The following is a 16,235-nucleotide window of genomic DNA, read 5'->3' on the forward strand; positions in this document are numbered from 1 at the left end:
TGGCTGTGCTGTGGTAACTATGCTCTGTTAAATAATGATCAATGACTTCAAGTTTAAAGTCCATTGTGTATTTGGTCATAAAAACACCCCAAAGGTTGTCTAACTTTTGGGGTGCGGTTCAATTCTGCGGTGTATTTTTTTGGTATAAATTTATAGATCACAGCGCAAGCTTAGCTTAACGCAGTTTGTCAGATTGGCGATATTAGCAATGCACTCATTACAGCGCACTTTCATCAAATTCGCCAGTACGGATACGGATCACTTGCTCAAGTGGCGTCACAAAGATCTTACCGTCGCCGATTTTGCCTGTATTGGCAGCCTTGATGATCACTTCAATGATGCTATTGGCCATCTCATCACTACAGGCGATCTCGATTTTGATTTTTGGAAGAAAATCGACCACATATTCGGCACCGCGGTACATCTCGGTATGCCCCTTTTGACGACCAAATCCCTTAACTTCGGTGATGGTGATGCCATTGACGCCAATTTCCGAGAGCGCCTCGCGTACCTCGTCGAGCTTAAATGGCTTGATGATTGCAGAAATCAGTTTCATAAATTTTCCTTTGGCAAAAAATGGGTTGGGGTCAGCCAAATTCTCATACAACTCAAAGTATTATATAGCCCAAGCAAATAATTAACAACCGTATTTTAACAAAATCTGATCCTCAGTGCGGCGGCGTGCCACAACTTGCTGCGATCCCACAGCCTAGACCTATCGCCCATCTGCCAAACCTGCTACAATAGCCACATCTGTTATCATAGGTTGCTGACACCAAAGAGTAAGGAAAAGCCATGTCAAAAAAATATGCCGTCATCGGTCTGGGCAGTTCAGGCCTGTCTGCTGTTCGTTATTTGTGTGAACAAGGACACACCGTTGCCATCACCGATGCCCAAGCCGCGCCTGCATTGGCCGATCAGCTGCCTGCCGAGGCGCTGCAGCATTTTGGCGCCATCGATCCTGCGGTGTTATTGTCATCAGATGTCATCGTCATCAGTCCTGGCATTGATCCGCGCACCCCAGCCGTCCAAGCCGCCAAAGCAGCTGGCATCCCCGTGATCAGTGATGTGCAGCTGTTTATTGATGCCTTGGCCAAGCGCGACGCCAAAAATGCGACCCAGACACCGATCATTGCCATCACAGGCTCCAATGCCAAAAGCACCGTCACCACCTTGGTCGGTGAGATGGCAAAACAAGCAGGCATTTGTGTTGGCGTTGGCGGCAATATCGGCACCCCTGCTTTAGACTTATTAACAATCGATAACATGGCATTGGCGGTGCTTGAGTTGTCCAGCTTTCAACTTGAACACATCAGCCATCTGTCTGCCAAAGCTGCGACCATCCTAAACCTCTCTGCCGATCATCTGGATCGCCATGATGGCATGCAAGACTATCTGAATCAAAAACTGCGCATTTTTGAGGGCTGTCAGACTGCTGTGATTTGCCAAGATGATCCTGCACTGGCGCGCGCCTGCTTAGCTGCCCTGCCTGCTGATGCACAAATTATCCACACCGACAGCTCGCTTGCTGCCAAGGACGAATTTCATCTGCATGATGCTGGCGATGGCTTGGCACTGTATTATGGCGCCGATAAGCTCATCGACACCCAAACGCTTAAGATTAAAGGTAAGCATAACCTGCTCAATGCCTTATCAGCACTGGCTTTGGGCATGGCCGCTGGTATAGATATGCCATCGATGCTCATTGCACTACAAAACTTTAAGGGTCTAGCGCATCGCTGTGAATATGTCGATGAGGTGGCAGGCAAGGCTTATTTTAATGACTCAAAAGGCACCAACATCGGTTCGACTTTGGCTGCCATCGATGGCCTTGGCACAGTCTATGGCGAACACTCGATTGCGCTGATTTTGGGTGGTCTGGGCAAAGGCCAAGACTTTAGCGAATTATCCGATCCAGTGGCGCGCTGGGCAGGTGCAGTATATTTGATCGGGCAAGATGCCAATCTCATCGAACAAGGGCTATTGGCAGGCAATGAGCGCTTGGCTAAGATCATCGAGTCGGTAGGGACGCTGGATGCGGCAGTGGCACGCGCCAGTCAAAGCAGCGCCAAAGTCGTTTTGTTGTCACCTGCTTGTGCTAGCATGGATCAATTTAAAAACTACAGCGAGCGCGGTGATCACTTCGTAAAGCTTGTGCATGCGTTAAGCTGACTTTGACCAAGCCTCGATCACCTCGAGGCTTTTTTTGGTTATCGTTTTATGAACACAGATCGATACCGCGATAAAAATTGTTGGCACAAAATCGCATCATTTGCCCAAAAATCCGTTATAATAGACAGTTTAAGCATATTTTCACCTCATTTAATACCTTGTGACAGCCAACACCATGCCCCAATTTTCTGAAAAATTTCTGAGATTTTTTGATGCCATCAATCCCAGAAAAGTTCTACTGATCAGCTTAGCTCTGGTCATCTGCATCAGTCTTTTGATGATTGCTTCAGCATCGATACCATTTGCAGTGTCGCGCGATCTTGCGCCTTTAAGATTTTTTTGGAGTCAGCTGAGCTATGTTGCCATCGGTGGCATTTTGGCGTTTGCGATTTATCAGATTCCTCTTAAGCTGTATTATCATCGCCAGCACATGAATGTGGTGCTTTTGATGTGGGCGATCTTGCTTGGACTGCTGATTTTGACTGCGGTGGCTGGCGAAGTGATCAATGGCTCTCGGCGATGGCTAAATCTTGGGTTTGTTAATTTTCAGGCGGCTGAGCTTGCCAAGGCGGTGATGGTCTTTGTCACCGCTGACTATGTGGTGCGTCGATCGGCTGAGCTGCGCAGTAATGTGTTTACTGGTGTGCGGTTGTTGGTGTGGTTTTTGCCCATCGGCGGCTTATTGCTGCTACAGCCTGACTTTGGTTCGGTGATCGTACTTTTGGCGACGCTTGGGGTGATGGTGTTTATTAGTGGCGCACCTGGTCGACAATACGCGTGGTTTGCACTGTTGGCATCACTACTCATCGGCATCGCAGCATGGCTTGAGCCGTATCGCCGTGAGCGCATCTTGTCATTTACCAATGCCTTTGATGACATCCAAGGGTCGGATTTTCAGTTGGCGCGCAGCTTGATTGCTTATGGGCGCGGTGAAGTTACTGGCGTCGGCTATGGTGATAGCGTCCAAAAACTCTCTCATCTGCCTGAGGCGCACACGGACTTTTTATTGGCCATCACAGGTGAAGAGTTTGGCTTTTTGGGGGTGTTTTTGGTGCTGTTATTGCAAGCACTGATCATTTTTAGCATCATGGTCATCAGCTTACGCGCACTCAAGCGTCGCCAACTGCGCCTAAGCTACACTGTGTTTGGCTTTGCGGTGGTGATGTTCGGTCAAGTAATCATCAACGCTGGCATGACCATGGGATTGGCACCCACCAAAGGCTTGACCATGCCATTTTTTAGCTTTGGCGGTTCATCGATGGTGGTGCTTTTGATGATGATTGGTTTTATCCTGCGCGTCGATAAAGAAAGCCTTGAGATCCACGCCCAACGCCAAAACGACAAATACTAAAGCATGCTATTAGACATTCGCCGCTTTGGCTGGCCCACCTACAAAAAAGAGCTGTCATCACTGATCCATCTGGGGCTGCCGATGCTGCTGTCACAACTGGCACAAGTCGGTACAAGCTTCATCGATACAGTCATGGCAGGCGGTGCTGGCAAGGGTGACTTGGCGGCAGTGGCACTGGGCAGCAGCGTCTTTATCACCATTTATGTGACGCTGACAGGCTTGATGACCGCCTTAAACCCAATGATCTCACAGCTGTATGGTGCCAAACACAGCGTTCAAGTTGGTGAGATGGGTCGCCAGGGTCTGTGGTACGGGCTGATCGTCGGCGTGCTGGGTATGGTGGCAACTTGGCTTGCGATCGCTCCGTTTCGTCTATGGCTCGATGTCAGCGAAGACACCTTTGCCATCGCCGAAAATTATCTGTGGTTCATTGGCTTTGCCATGCCAGCTGCGATGCTACATCGAGCGCTACATGCTTATGCCTCAAGCCTAAATAAGCCCAAGGTCATCATGTGGGTCAGTTGGCTGTGCTTTTTTATTAACATTCCTTTAAATTGGATTTTTGTGTACGGCAAATTTGGCATGCCTGCTTTGGGCGGTGCCGGCTGCGGCTTGGCGACGGCGGTAGTGTTTTGGATCAATGCACTGGTATTGTGGCTGCTCATCGCCAAAGATCGCACCTTGCAGGCCTTTGGCTTGATGGATCGCTTTGATTTGCCCAATCCCAAAGCTTTCTTAGAGATCACCAAGCTTGGGGTACCGATTGGCTTGTCATTTTTTATTGAGGTCAGTTTATTTACCTGCATCATGTTTTTGGTGGCCAAATTGGATGGCAACACCGAGGACTATGTTGCAGCGCAGCAGGTGGTCATCAGCTTGACCAGCCTGATTTATATGATTCCCCAAAGTCTGGGCAGCGCTGCTACCGTGCGCGTCGGCTTTAGCCTTGGGCGTGAAGAATACCATCGCGCGCGCTATATCAGTGGCGTTGGCATTAGCTTTGCCATGCTGATTTCGCTGGGTACGGCTGTCTTTTTGGTGCTTTTGCGCTATCCTTTGGCGATGATGTACACCAATGATGCGGTAGTGATTGCATTGGCAGGCAGCATCATCTTATATGCAGCAGCGTTTCAGTTGGTCGATGCGGTACAATGCGTGGCAGGATTTTGTTTGCGCGGCTATAAGGTGACGACTGTGCCGATGCTGATTCACATCGTCGCTTTTTGGGGCTGTGGCTTGATTCCAGGCTATTGGCTGGCATTTCATCAAGACATGGGCATCTATGGCTTTTGGGCGGCGCTGATCGTCTCGCTGGGGCTGGCGGCGGTATTTTCGCTGTGGTATCTGGAGATGCACAGCCAAAAAGTCATCACTCAGATGCGCGTGCGTATTTTATAATTTCAATCAAAAAGCCCCAATCATCGATCAGGGCTTTATTAAAATTAGACTTTGGTATCAGTCATCATTGGCTGACTTGATGCGCTTGATGTCTGGATTGACAGGCTTGGCCTCGCCATCAACTGTCGTGCCAAAACCGCCTGTTTTGCCAAATGGACCATTTTTTCCAAATGGACTGCCGCCCATGCCCCCAAAAGGACTTTGGCCGCCCATTTGCTTGGCCATGATCTGCATCATTTTGTCTTGATTTTTTAGGGCATAATCTTTGGCTGCGACGGTGAGTTTATTTTGGACAACTGGCAATAACAGCAGCAGCGCCACCAGATCCGTCAGCAGACCTGGCAACAAAAACAGCAGGCCTGAAAAGCCCAGCGCGATGGACTTGGTGATGGTCGCCTCAGCAGGTTGATTGGCTGGGTTTGGGATGACGCCTTTTTGGATGGCTTTCATTTGCTGAGCCATCGGGTTTAGGGTGCCCGCTGCCTTTCGAATCATCATGATGCCAATCACTGCTGCAATGATGAACCAAAAAAACACATACCAACCACTGACAAACTGAGCGGCAAGATACCAAATCAGCATTTCGATGATAAACCAAATCAAGGCAATGCCTACTAATGCACCCATGCCCATCTCCTTAAAAGATTCAATAAACAGATAAAATACGCTATACTACCAGTAAATTAGGACGATTGGCAAGTTTTCAAGCCTCTTTTATGATTTCAACGACAGTTTTGGATTATTGACACCTTTATGACTCTCATCATCGGCATCGACCCAGGCTCGCGCATGACAGGCTATGGCATCATCAGCACAGACAATGACAAATTGAGCTTTTTGGATGCTGGCACCATTCGCACCAACTCAACCGACATCACCGAGCGCATCGCACAGATCTTTGCAGGCGTGTCGCGCATTGTCACCCATTACCAAAAATACAGCGATAAGCCGATGCAAGCTGCCATCGAACAGGTCTTTATGGCCTCAAATCCCGATTCAGCACTAAAGCTTGGGCAGGCTCGCGGTGCTGCCATCGCGGCGCTGACTGCACTGGATTTACAAGTCAGCGAATACACCGCGCGTCAGATCAAGCAAGCGGTCTGTGGCTATGGCGCCGCCGACAAAGAACAGGTCACTGCCATGGTGTGCCGCATTTTATCCCTAGAAGTCATCCCTCAAGCCGATGCCGCCGATGGCTTGGCATGTGCCATCTGCCACGCACACGCCTCGCATTCGATGAATAAGCTACTGGGCGCAGCCGCACTCGGTAGTCGCACGAGCAGCAAGAAAAAGGGCCGCTGGCGATTGCACGAAGAAGATCTATTAAAATTAAAACAGCGTTAAGATCAATGAGATCAATCTTGAGCGCCTTGCCACCATGAAATGCCATCTTGGCAGTTTAAGACTTGCAAATTCTCATCCACCAGATCCACCAGCATCGCTTGGCCATCATCAGCGACGGACAGCTTGGCATAGCTTGCCTCACCATAGCACTCGCCCAAGCCTTCGGCAAACAAAAAACTGTCGGTTGCAGGATGCCATTGCCAATGGTGAAATGTCAGCATTAGTGGCGTGCTGTGCGTATTTGAGGCTTGCCAATCAGCCGAGACGATGCGATTGGCATCATCAAGCATTACCCACGCCTGCCGCCGCTTACCATGCTCATGATCATCGATTGATTCTGCGTCCACATCATTAATACCAACCAGTGCATAGCCTAATTGCATATAGTCGCCTTGGATGAGGGATCTGGGATCGATAGGGGCGAGTTTGGCGTACATTGGTGTGCCTGCTGCCAATTGTGTCTCATGTCGTACGATCAGCGCGCCAAGCAGCATCACAGTGATACACGCAATGATTATCGGGATAAATTTTTTCATCGCACCGCCCTTTTATCCAATGACACACCCATTATGATCATCACACATCCTGTGATGAAAATTGTGATGAATTTCACCAAAAACACCAATGACAGCTGATAATAGATCAGCCATAATAAGCCGATCCCCACACAAACCGCCAATCCATAACTGACATAGTCTCGCCGCGCCACCGCCATCGCCAGTACCAAAATCACCGCAAGCAACCCTGCTAGCCCAAAACCTGCCATCAGACCTAGCGGCATCAGCAGTAGGGTCGTCGCCATCGGCAGTGTCGATAAGCGAAGCCCCAAGCCGATCAATAGCGGCATACTTGCCATCAGCATCGCCAACGGCACGGACACACCTCTTAGGTCACCGTCAAGCATCCCAAAATACAGCGACCAGCCCACCGCAAGCGCCATCACCCATAGCCCTACCGCACGCACATCCGGATGAGCATGATCCAGCCATGCTTGACGATCCACCCACACAGCAGGCAAAAACCCAAGGGCATACAGCCCATAAGTCATCAGCGTCGGCTGATCGTTTGCCGTCATCACATCAAAGCTTTGGATGACAAGCAGCCCATACAAAAACAATGCATGCATCAGCAGATACAGCCAATGCACGCGCACACGCCATAATGACCCCAGAACCACACTCTGCAGCGCGATCAATGGCCACAGACTGTCAAGATCCCACCGCTCCATGATGGCATAGATGCTAAGACCAACCCCAACCGCCACCAGCGCATAGCCCAAATGGCGCGTATAAGCCCACTGCTCAGCTTTAGTGAGCATCATCATGCCAATCATCAAAATAAAAATCGCATACGCCGTCGTCACCCACACCGAATCAAAGCCCATCAGCACATCCGCCACGAGCCATAATAAGGCGAACAAGCTCGTCAGCCAGCCGCCAACGCCCAGCAATGCTGTTTGAACTTGGGTAAGCTTACGCCCAAAGTGTCGATAAATAGCATAGGCAAGCAGCCCAAACCATACATGAGCCAAGATACTGATCACAAGCAGGGACTCGATCTCAAAGCCAGTCACTACAGCACAAAATACTGCCATCGCCCCGCCAACCACACTGATGGCAATGCTCGCCATCTGCCGCATCGGCAGTCTGACTTTTGCCCACAGCGCAAATAGCCACGGCGAGATAATCACCATCAGTGTACAAAACACCTGTGCCACAGACAGCTCAAACCAATCAATGGTCGCCGCATAAACCGCAAGCACCGATAGCCAAAGCGCCACAAGCCACGACAGACGACACCGCCCAAACACTCGCCATACGCCAAGCAATAATACCATCGCCCAAGCAGGATACCAGCGCTCATCCCACGCCATCTGATCGACCGTCAGCCACAGCGCCACTTGCGACACCACCATCAATAGCACAAACGATGCATCATTCACCCGATACAGCCATGGCGCGATCAGCAGCGACCACAGTACAAATAACCACATACTATCAGCACCCGTCTGATACACCTGCCCAATCACCGCAAGCGATAAGCCTGCCATCAAGGCTGACATCGTATGTAGCGCACTCATCCACATCGCTGATGCACGCATACTCATCACAGCACACAGCATCATCACAAGCGGGTTGATGATAAGTTTCACTTCATCAGGCAAAAGCCGCCAATTCGCCGCTGTCAGATAAATCAATGACGCTGCGATCATTATAAGACCGAACACGACCCACTGCATCGCCATCGGTGCAGATGTCAGCGCATCAGGCAAGTTGACAAATTGGCGTTTGGGCTGATAAATCATAACAAATACTCACAGCGGCAGATTATTTTAATCATAACAAAGCCAACAAGAACTTTCAAACGGCGAAAATAAAAAATGCCGCCCAATTGGACGACATTTTATGCTATCTAAAGTCAGATCACTTATTGGATCTTTTTGATGACTGTTTAGATCGCTTCGATTTCTTCAGCTTGTGGGCCTTTTTGACCTTCGCCTAGGATGAACGATACTTTTTGGCCTTCAGCTAGAGTTTTAAAGCCAGAACCTTTGATCGCGCTGTAATGTGCGAACACATCTTGGCCGCCATTGTCTTGAGCGATGAAGCCAAAACCTTTAGATTCATTGAACCACTTAACAGTGCCTTGTACTTTATTTGACATAACAATTTTCCTAATTTGGATGATGAAAAGCGTAAAATACGCGAACTTATGCTATTCATGCAAAACTTACAATAACGATCGGGATCACGGACACATTGCCCTAACTTCTTCACTCATCCAAATAAGAAACTTACTGGTCTTTACTAAAGAACGCTTGATACCACTGCGTTTTTCTGCAGTTACACTTCAAAGTCTTTTTGATAATGACAACCTCAAACGACAAAATCATCGGCATCAAATTAACTGAGCGGTACACAAATACCATGCCAAGCAGTATAACAGATTCTCACCCAAAAAGGTGAAATTTTTTTTAAAATTTTTAAAAATCTTATAAAAAATATCAAATATGTATCATCAACTTTATGACAGTCTAAATTTGAATGCGCCCAAAAAGCTCAAAAACCGCTACCAAACACAGCGCAAAATAGACAATGCCAAATGAGCGACAATAGTGCAAATATTTGATGGGTAATGCAATTTGTGCTGGATCATCAGGCAGATCGACGCCGCGCATTAGCCGCGCTGAATACAATAGGCCTAAGATGCTATACAGCGGATAAACAAAGGCCACAACAGAACCAAACAGCTCAAGCTCAAGAAAAAACCACGCCAAACCACTCACCAGCGTCCAAGCAGTCGAAAATATGCTGACCACCATAAACAGGCGGCCGACAGGCATTTTGCCACCATTTTTTTCAAGCAAAGTAGCTTCGATGATGACGCACAGCGCCACGAACAAACTTGTGCAGACATAAACGGTGGGTAGAATCTCTTTAAGATCGGAAAATTGGCTGAACATAATACGCTTATTGATCAAAAGCGCCATTATAGCGGTTTTGACCATAAAATCATAGCCAATAAAATGGCCGCAAGCACAGACTTGCGACCATAAAACTGTATCGAGCCAAATAACGCTTGATTACAAGACATTATTTGGCTAGTAAATCAGTTTTTCTCTTTATCAATGATTTTGTTACCGCCAATCCAAGGCATCATCGCACGTAGCTTAGCACCTGTAGTTTCGATTGGGTGTGCTGCATTGTTGCGGCGACGAGCAGTCATTGATGGGTAGTTAGTCATGCCTTCAGCGATGAACATCTTCGCGTATTCGCCATCTTGGATGCGTTTTAGAGCATTACGCATGGCTTTGCGTGATTCTTCGTTGATGACTTCTGGACCAGTCACATACTCACCGTACTCAGCGTTGTTAGAGATTGAGTAGTTCATGTCGGCGATACCGCCTTCGTACATCAAATCAACAATCAGCTTAAGCTCATGCAAGCATTCAAAGTATGCCATCTCTGGTGCATAGCCTGCTTCTACTAGGGTTTCAAAGCCCATCTTCACAAGCTCAACTGCGCCACCGCATAGAACCGCTTGCTCACCAAATAGGTCAGTTTCGGTCTCATCTTTAAAAGTGGTTTCGATGATACCAGAACGGCCGCCGCCCACGCCTGCTGCATAAGATAGCGCAAGCTGCTTGGCTGAGCCTGATGCATCACGCCATACCGCGATCAGATCAGGAATACCACCGCCTTTGGTGAACTCAGAGCGTACAGTGTGACCTGGTGCTTTTGGTGCAACCATGATGACGTCTAGATCGCTGCGTGGCTCAACTTGGTTGTAGTGGATCGCAAAGCCATGAGCAAATGCCAAAGTTGCACCTTGCTTGATGTTTGGCTCGATAACTTCTTTATAAAGTTGGCGTTGGAATTCGTCTGGGGTCAAAATCATGACCACATCCGCACCAGCGACCGCGTCCGCAGTTTCAGCAACTTTTAGGCCAGCGTTTTCAGCTTTTTTCCAAGAAGCAGAACCAGCACGCAGACCGACAGTCACATCAACGCCTGAGTCTTTTAGGTTCAATGCGTGTGCATGACCTTGAGAACCGTAGCCGATGATGGCAACTTTTTTGCTTTGGATGATTGACAAATCACAGTCTTTGTCATAATAGATATTTAGGCTCATAAGAGTTTCCTTTTGTTAAAAATCGTTTTCAAATCTAAAATCTAAAACGAGTTGGTTAAAGTTAATTAGTTTTTGGTTTGGCTTGGCAAGCTGTCGAAATCAAAGCTTGATCCCAAAAGCATCATTGGTGATTTTTACGGCACCACAATCACAAACTCAATGTCTTCTCACCACGCGCGATACCGATCACGCCAGAGCGTACCACTTCTAGGATACGATCACGGCCGATGACATCGATAAAGCCGTCAAGCTTGCCAGCATCACCAGTGATCAAGATGGTGTACAGATTTGGGGTAACATCGACGATTTGGGCACGGAAAATATCCGCCGTACGCTTGACTTCTTCGCGGTGTGAGCCTGTGGCACGCACTTTGATCAGCATCAGCTCACGCTCGATTTGGCTACCGCCACTGATTTCAGACAGATTTTGCACCTTGACCACTTCAATGAGCTTATGTAGCTGCTTGGTGATTTGCTCAATCTTATCATTGGTGGTGATGGTCGTCAGCGTCAAACGAGAAATCGTCGGATCATCGGTTGCGGCGACATTGAGCGTATCAATGTTGTAGCCACGCTGTGAAAACAGACCAACCACACGAGATAGCGACCCTGCTTCGTTTTCCATCAATACAGAAATCAGATGTTTATGGACTTGATTTGACATTAGGTACGCTCCCCTTTTGATAGCCACATATCACGCATTGACTGACCTGCCACTTGCATCGGATAGACGTGTTCGCTCTTATCCACATACACATCGATGAATACCAGCTTATCTTCCATCGCCAACGCCGCTGCCAGCTCTTCTTCCATTGTCGCAGGATTGGTGATTTTTACGCCTTTATGACCATAGCTTTCGGCAAGCTTCACAAAATCAGGCAACGACTTCATATACGACTGTGCATGGCGTGCTTCGTATAGCATATCTTGCCACTGCTTGACCATGCCCAGTTGAGCGTTGTTTAGGTTTAGGATTTTTACAGGTAGATTGTACTGTAAGCAGGTTGATAGCTCTTGGATATTCATCTGAATCGAGCCTTCACCCGTGATACAGACGACAGTCTTTTCGGGACGAGCAAGCTTGGCTGCCATTGCATACGGCAAGCCGACACCCATCGTGCCTAGACCGCCTGAGTTCAGCCATTGGCGTGGTTCATCATATTTATAGTACAGTGCAGCAAACATCTGGTGCTGACCGACATCTGAGGTGATGATGGCTTGACCTTTGGTGAGTTTGTACAATGTCTCGACCACGTGCTGTGGCTTGATGGCATGGATTTCGGCTTCCATGTCATCAGCATCATAACGCAGTCCATGACGCTTACGCCATTCGTTGATTTGTTGCCACCAGTCATTGAGCGCGTGCTCATCGATGCGTTTGTCAGTTTCTTTGAGCTGTGAGAGCATCTCAGTCAGTACAAGCTTGACATCACCAACGATAGGAATATGTGCGGTGATGGTTTTTGAGATGCTGGCAGGATCGACATCAATATGGATGACGGTTGCATTTGGGCAGAATTTTTTGACATTATTGGTAACACGGTCATCAAAGCGTGCACCAATCGCCAAAATCACATCCGCATGGTGCATGGTCATGTTGGCTTCATAAGTACCGTGCATACCCAGCATACCGATGAATTGCTCACCTGAGCCTGGATACGCACCCAAGCCCATCAAGGTATTGGTCACAGGGAGTTTGAGCAAATCAGCAATTTGGCGCAGCTCTTCACTGGCATTACCCAAAATCACACCACCGCCTGAGTACAATACTGGGCGTTTTGCCGCCAAGAGTGTCTCGATGGCTTTTTTGATTTGACCGCCATGCCCTTTGTGCGTCGGCTGATATGAACGCATCGAGATAGACTCAGGCATATGATAAGCAAATTTATCGCTTGGATTGGTCATATCTTTTGGAATATCAACCACGACAGGACCTGGACGACCTGAGCCTGCGATGTAGAAAGCTTTTTTGATGATTTCAGGGATTTCTTCGGCACTACGCACTTGGAAACTGTGCTTGACGATTGGGCGAGAGATGCCCACCATGTCACACTCTTGGAATGCGTCATCACCGATCAGTGTGGTCGGTACCTGACCTGCCAAGATTACCATCGGAATGGAGTCCATATAAGCAGTGGCAATCGCAGTCACGGTATTGGTCGCACCAGGACCTGAAGTGGCCAGCACCACACCAGTCTTACCTGTGGTACGGCTATAGGCATCCGCCATATGACCTGCTGCCTGCTCATGACGGACTAGGACATGTTCGATTTGATCTTGTTTGAATAGAGCATCATAAATGTGCAGTACCGCACCGCCTGGATAACCAAAAATATACTCAACGCCTTCATCAATCAAGGCTTGCACAAGCAGCTCGCCACCTGACATCATGGCTGTCTCGCCACGAGCCAGCTTCTCTTGGGCTTCACGGAAATGTGCTGCTGCGTCTTTGGTCTGGGTGTGTCCCGTCATGTTCGGGGCTTGGGTGGTTTGTTGCGTCATCAGTTACATCCTTTTGCCAATCAACGGCAATATACAGACGAAATGGCGTAGCATGGTCAGTAACAGACTGTCAATTCAGGATGAACTTCAAAGCAAGGGCATCGTGACAATGCCAACAAGAAAGGAATGGGATAATTTCTTGTGTCTTGCAGACCGATAAGTCCTATTGCAATGTACAATCTTGCGTCATCGAACGGTAATCCGATGGCACCAATCGCACAAACGCAGCACCTGATAAATAGCTACGCCGACTCATGATAATGCTTATAACTTTTGGTATGCTTTATAAGCGTCATCAAAACAATGCCAACTATATTACCCCAAAAACCCGCGCTTGCCAAGCCATTTTTTTAATCATTTTACTAATTTTGTTCAACAAATGGCCTTTACCACCCTTCTGATCATCATTTCTCCCAAAAATCCTTGATTGCTGCGTGCTTTTTATGATGGTCTAATGCTAAAATGACGGCCAAATGCTCGGGTTGATGGGCAAAGTGGTTATGGTTGATTGGCGTGCTGATTGCAGCAAGCGTGGTAAACATGGGTAAAAAGCGACAGATGATAAGGCGGCATGTTGGTATCAAAGGTGTGTTGGTGGCGTTGGTTGTTGGTGTTTTTGATCAATTATCGATGGCAAACAGCGGTGTGTTTTATAAAAGCACAGGCCAACACGGTGAAGCACTGTTCAGTCAAATGCCGCCAATCGATCGAAAATTTCAGACGGTGCCTGTGTATTATCTGCACCCGCCCCTTCGTACTGCATCAGACGCTTGTCGCTATTTGAGCATCAACCTACAAACACTCCAATCAGGCGGCAACATCGTTGAGGTGGATGAGCAAGGTAGGCGACGCCCAATGAGTGCTGAAGCCATCCAAGCTAAGATCACCGACATCCAAGATGCTGTGCGCGAGCATTGCCATGACTAAGCCATCACCCCCATCACAGCCATCACACATAGACAGCACTACCCTGCCTGATGTCGATGCGGTCAAGAACTGGATTCGTGCCAAGGCATACGAGCTTGGCTTTGCCGATTGTGGTTTTTTGAGTGTGCATCATCCGCTATTTGCCGAGCAGACTGAAGCGCTCAAAGCATGGCTAGACCAAGGGCTATACGGCACGCTGGATTTTATGCAGGATAATCACGAATTAAGAGCCAATCCACATAAGCTTGTTGATGGTGCCAAAACCATCATCAGCGTGCGTATGGATTATCTACACACCCTGCCAAAGCCACGACGCATCGATGATGATAACAGACCAAATCACGCCATCATCGCTCGCTATGCTCGGGGACGAGATTACCACAAAACTGTCCGCCAACAGCTCAAAAAACTGGCGCGTGCCATCGAATCTGAACTGCCCAACTGGACACATTTATCCATTGACGCTGACAAGCCTTTTGTGTTTCGGCCATTTAGTGACTCAGCGCCGATTTTTGAGCGTCCGATTGCTGATGCTGCAGGGCTTGGTTGGACAGGTAAGCACACATTGCTGATCAATCGGCAAGCCGGCTCGTTTTTTAATTTGGGCGAGCTGTTTATTAGCCTTGACTTGGTTGGCAAGACCGAGAGTCATCCTGTCAAAGTACACTGTGGCAGCTGCACCGCTTGTATGGATATTTGCCCGACCAAAGCCATCATCGCACCCTACACGCTCGATGCCGGTGCGTGCATTTCTTATCTGACGATCGAGCACAAAGGCAGTATTGATGTCAAATACCGCAAAGCCATTGGCAATCGCATCTTTGGCTGTGATGACTGCCAGCTGATTTGCCCGTGGAATCGCTATGCCAAGCTTGCCACTGTCGATGATTATGCACCCCGTCATGGGCTAGATGAAATAAGCCTCATTGAGGTATGGGCATGGGATGAAGATGAGTTTCTACAAAAGACCGAAGGCTCACCACTTCGGCGTACCGGCTATCTAAATCTACTGCGTAACACTGCCATCGCCCTTGGTAATAGCCAGCCTGATGATGCCACCAAAGCAGGCACCATCAAGGCGCTGCGTTCACGGCTAGGTATGGATGCGATGCTTGATGAGCATATTTATTGGGCGATTTGTGAGCTTGAATAAAAAAAATCCCCAAACCACCGGCCTGGGGATTGAGCGTTTATCGTGCCAAATTAAGCAGGAATACGCAATACTTGACCTGCATAAATCTTATCTGGATGGCTCAGCATTGGCTTGTTGGCATCAAAGATTTTCATATAGTCATTGGCATTGCCGTACATTTCTTTGGCAATTTTTGAGAGTGTATCACCTGATTTAACGGTATAAAAACGCGATTCTTCGGCAGGTGTTTCTACTTCGATGTCATCAACGACAGTCTCAACATACTGCACATTGCCCACTGCCAGACGCGCGCGCTCACGGTCTTCTTGGGTCTTAGCGGTGCCTGATAGCGTCACGGTGTCGGTGTCGCCGTTATAATTGACTTTTAGGCCAGAGATGTTGACATTTTGAGCTTGGATACGAGCCAATAGCAAATTGGCGATCTCTTGAGCGGTTGGCTCAGCTGCTGCTGGCGCTGCGCTCGGTGCAGCTTGCTCAGTCGCGTCTTTTTTGTTGCGGTTAAAAATCTTATCGCCGATGTCTTTGGCAAAGCTAAAAATACCCATGTGTGACTCCAAATTATAATCCATAAAAAAATGATTGCCAATCTATTGACTGGTAAATCCATCTTAACGAAGAATTGCAACACAATTGCATACTGATGTTAGTAACTATGTAACCTTGTGTATCATTATCGCTCACTGATGATATGGCTTGTAAATGAGTCATCAGAAAAACAAAAAACCGCTCATTCGATGAATAAGCGGTCTTTTAGTT

The 16,235-nt window shown here is 48.1% G+C and carries 16 protein-coding genes; 6 read left to right on the plus strand and 10 right to left on the minus strand.

The genetic code is table 11. The features are described 5' to 3' along the window. Window positions 1-217 precede the first annotated feature (217 nt). A complete protein-coding gene (gene glnK / locus AZ602_RS07330; protein ID WP_078318478.1) occupies window positions 218-556 on the minus strand; it encodes a P-II family nitrogen regulator in 339 nt (112 codons plus the stop codon). Between the two features lie 239 nt (window positions 557-795). On the opposite strand from glnK, the gene murD reads away from it, so the two are divergent. The 3 genes from murD (at window position 796) to AZ602_RS07345 (ending at window position 4,921) form a co-directional block, all read left to right on the plus strand. Beyond that, on the plus strand, window positions 796-2,172 hold the full coding sequence (gene murD, locus AZ602_RS07335) for a UDP-N-acetylmuramoyl-L-alanine--D-glutamate ligase (protein ID WP_103034383.1): 1,377 nt from the start codon (window positions 796-798) through the stop codon (window positions 2,170-2,172). 175 nt (window positions 2,173-2,347) lie between these two features. Then, window positions 2,348-3,523: a putative peptidoglycan glycosyltransferase FtsW gene (locus AZ602_RS07340; RefSeq protein ID WP_103034412.1), complete on the plus strand. Its 1,176-nt coding sequence runs from the start codon at window positions 2,348-2,350 to the stop codon at window positions 3,521-3,523. A gap of 3 nt (window positions 3,524-3,526) precedes the next feature. Further along, complete coding sequence (locus tag AZ602_RS07345) at window positions 3,527-4,921, plus strand: MATE family efflux transporter (protein WP_103034384.1); 1,395 nt, start codon at window positions 3,527-3,529, stop codon at window positions 4,919-4,921. Window positions 4,922-4,978: 57 nt separating this feature from the next. Here AZ602_RS07345 and AZ602_RS07350 read toward each other — a convergent pair whose 3' ends face one another. Then, entirely contained in the window at window positions 4,979-5,548 is a 570-nt protein-coding gene (locus tag AZ602_RS07350; protein WP_103034385.1) for an FxsA family protein, read from the minus strand. 126 nt (window positions 5,549-5,674) lie between these two features. Between AZ602_RS07350 and ruvC the strand changes: the two genes are divergently transcribed. Next, complete coding sequence (ruvC, locus tag AZ602_RS07355) at window positions 5,675-6,265, plus strand: crossover junction endodeoxyribonuclease RuvC (protein WP_078318474.1); 591 nt, start codon at window positions 5,675-5,677, stop codon at window positions 6,263-6,265. Between the two features lie 11 nt (window positions 6,266-6,276). Here the strand turns inward: ruvC and AZ602_RS07360 are convergent, their stop codons facing one another. The 7 genes from AZ602_RS07360 to AZ602_RS07390 form a co-directional block, all read right to left on the minus strand. Further along, a complete protein-coding gene (locus AZ602_RS07360) occupies window positions 6,277-6,801 on the minus strand; it encodes a GDYXXLXY domain-containing protein (RefSeq protein ID WP_103034386.1) in 525 nt (174 codons plus the stop codon). Then, on the minus strand, window positions 6,798-8,570 hold the full coding sequence (locus AZ602_RS07365) for a DUF2157 domain-containing protein (RefSeq protein ID WP_103034387.1): 1,773 nt from the start codon (window positions 8,568-8,570) through the stop codon (window positions 6,798-6,800). The genes AZ602_RS07360 and AZ602_RS07365 overlap by 4 nt, the downstream gene beginning before the upstream one ends. Before the next feature lie 146 nt (window positions 8,571-8,716). Next, on the minus strand, window positions 8,717-8,929 hold the full coding sequence (locus AZ602_RS07370) for a cold-shock protein (protein WP_078318471.1): 213 nt from the start codon (window positions 8,927-8,929) through the stop codon (window positions 8,717-8,719). A gap of 370 nt (window positions 8,930-9,299) precedes the next feature. Then, window positions 9,300-9,728: a hypothetical protein gene (locus AZ602_RS07375; protein WP_103034413.1), complete on the minus strand. Its 429-nt coding sequence runs from the start codon at window positions 9,726-9,728 to the stop codon at window positions 9,300-9,302. Between the two features lie 146 nt (window positions 9,729-9,874). Next, window positions 9,875-10,897 carry a ketol-acid reductoisomerase gene (ilvC, locus tag AZ602_RS07380; protein WP_078254878.1) on the minus strand — a complete coding sequence of 341 codons (1,023 nt, stop codon included), beginning with the start codon at window positions 10,895-10,897 and terminating at the stop codon, window positions 9,875-9,877. 148 nt (window positions 10,898-11,045) lie between these two features. Beyond that, window positions 11,046-11,561 (minus strand): acetolactate synthase small subunit, encoded by a 516-nt coding sequence (gene ilvN / locus AZ602_RS07385; RefSeq protein WP_078254880.1) that lies wholly within the window; start codon window positions 11,559-11,561, stop codon window positions 11,046-11,048. Continuing rightward, window positions 11,561-13,399: an acetolactate synthase 3 large subunit gene (locus AZ602_RS07390; protein WP_103034388.1), complete on the minus strand. Its 1,839-nt coding sequence runs from the start codon at window positions 13,397-13,399 to the stop codon at window positions 11,561-11,563. The genes ilvN and AZ602_RS07390 overlap by 1 nt, the downstream gene beginning before the upstream one ends. 558 nt (window positions 13,400-13,957) lie before the next feature. On the opposite strand from AZ602_RS07390, the gene AZ602_RS07395 reads away from it, so the two are divergent. Both AZ602_RS07395 and queG read left to right on the plus strand, forming a co-directional pair. Continuing rightward, window positions 13,958-14,326: a hypothetical protein gene (locus AZ602_RS07395; protein ID WP_146025229.1), complete on the plus strand. Its 369-nt coding sequence runs from the start codon at window positions 13,958-13,960 to the stop codon at window positions 14,324-14,326. After that, a complete protein-coding gene (queG, locus tag AZ602_RS07400; protein WP_199174106.1) occupies window positions 14,319-15,479 on the plus strand; it encodes a tRNA epoxyqueuosine(34) reductase QueG in 1,161 nt (386 codons plus the stop codon). The genes AZ602_RS07395 and queG overlap by 8 nt, the downstream gene beginning before the upstream one ends. A gap of 50 nt (window positions 15,480-15,529) precedes the next feature. Here the strand turns inward: queG and lysM are convergent, their stop codons facing one another. After that, entirely contained in the window at window positions 15,530-16,024 is a 495-nt protein-coding gene (gene lysM / locus AZ602_RS07405) for a peptidoglycan-binding protein LysM (RefSeq protein ID WP_078318467.1), read from the minus strand. Window positions 16,025-16,235: the final 211 nt, after the last annotated feature.

Origin of the sequence: Moraxella sp. RCAD0137 (assembly GCF_002894025.1) — a bacterium.
Classification (GTDB): Bacteria; Pseudomonadota; Gammaproteobacteria; order Pseudomonadales; family Moraxellaceae; genus Moraxella; species Moraxella porci.

What these genes read in the sequence shown, in the direction of transcription:
- glnK (WP_078318478.1), bottom strand. Translation starts at nt 556, where the DNA reads ATGAAACTGATTTCTGCAATCATCAAGCCATTTAAGCTCGACGAGGTA.
- murD (WP_103034383.1), top strand. Translation starts at nt 796, where the DNA reads ATGTCAAAAAAATATGCCGTCATCGGTCTGGGCAGTTCAGGCCTGTCT.
- AZ602_RS07340 (WP_103034412.1), top strand. Translation starts at nt 2,348, where the DNA reads ATGCCCCAATTTTCTGAAAAATTTCTGAGATTTTTTGATGCCATCAAT.
- AZ602_RS07345 (WP_103034384.1), top strand. Translation starts at nt 3,527, where the DNA reads ATGCTATTAGACATTCGCCGCTTTGGCTGGCCCACCTACAAAAAAGAG.
- AZ602_RS07350 (WP_103034385.1), bottom strand. Translation starts at nt 5,548, where the DNA reads ATGGGTGCATTAGTAGGCATTGCCTTGATTTGGTTTATCATCGAAATG.
- ruvC (WP_078318474.1), top strand. Translation starts at nt 5,675, where the DNA reads ATGACTCTCATCATCGGCATCGACCCAGGCTCGCGCATGACAGGCTAT.
- AZ602_RS07360 (WP_103034386.1), bottom strand. Translation starts at nt 6,801, where the DNA reads ATGAAAAAATTTATCCCGATAATCATTGCGTGTATCACTGTGATGCTG.
- AZ602_RS07365 (WP_103034387.1), bottom strand. Translation starts at nt 8,570, where the DNA reads ATGATTTATCAGCCCAAACGCCAATTTGTCAACTTGCCTGATGCGCTG.
- AZ602_RS07370 (WP_078318471.1), bottom strand. Translation starts at nt 8,929, where the DNA reads ATGTCAAATAAAGTACAAGGCACTGTTAAGTGGTTCAATGAATCTAAA.
- AZ602_RS07375 (WP_103034413.1), bottom strand. Translation starts at nt 9,728, where the DNA reads ATGTTCAGCCAATTTTCCGATCTTAAAGAGATTCTACCCACCGTTTAT.
- ilvC (WP_078254878.1), bottom strand. Translation starts at nt 10,897, where the DNA reads ATGAGCCTAAATATCTATTATGACAAAGACTGTGATTTGTCAATCATC.
- ilvN (WP_078254880.1), bottom strand. Translation starts at nt 11,561, where the DNA reads ATGTCAAATCAAGTCCATAAACATCTGATTTCTGTATTGATGGAAAAC.
- AZ602_RS07390 (WP_103034388.1), bottom strand. Translation starts at nt 13,399, where the DNA reads ATGACGCAACAAACCACCCAAGCCCCGAACATGACGGGACACACCCAG.
- AZ602_RS07395 (WP_146025229.1), top strand. Translation starts at nt 13,958, where the DNA reads ATGATAAGGCGGCATGTTGGTATCAAAGGTGTGTTGGTGGCGTTGGTT.
- queG (WP_199174106.1), top strand. Translation starts at nt 14,319, where the DNA reads ATGACTAAGCCATCACCCCCATCACAGCCATCACACATAGACAGCACT.
- lysM (WP_078318467.1), bottom strand. Translation starts at nt 16,024, where the DNA reads ATGGGTATTTTTAGCTTTGCCAAAGACATCGGCGATAAGATTTTTAAC.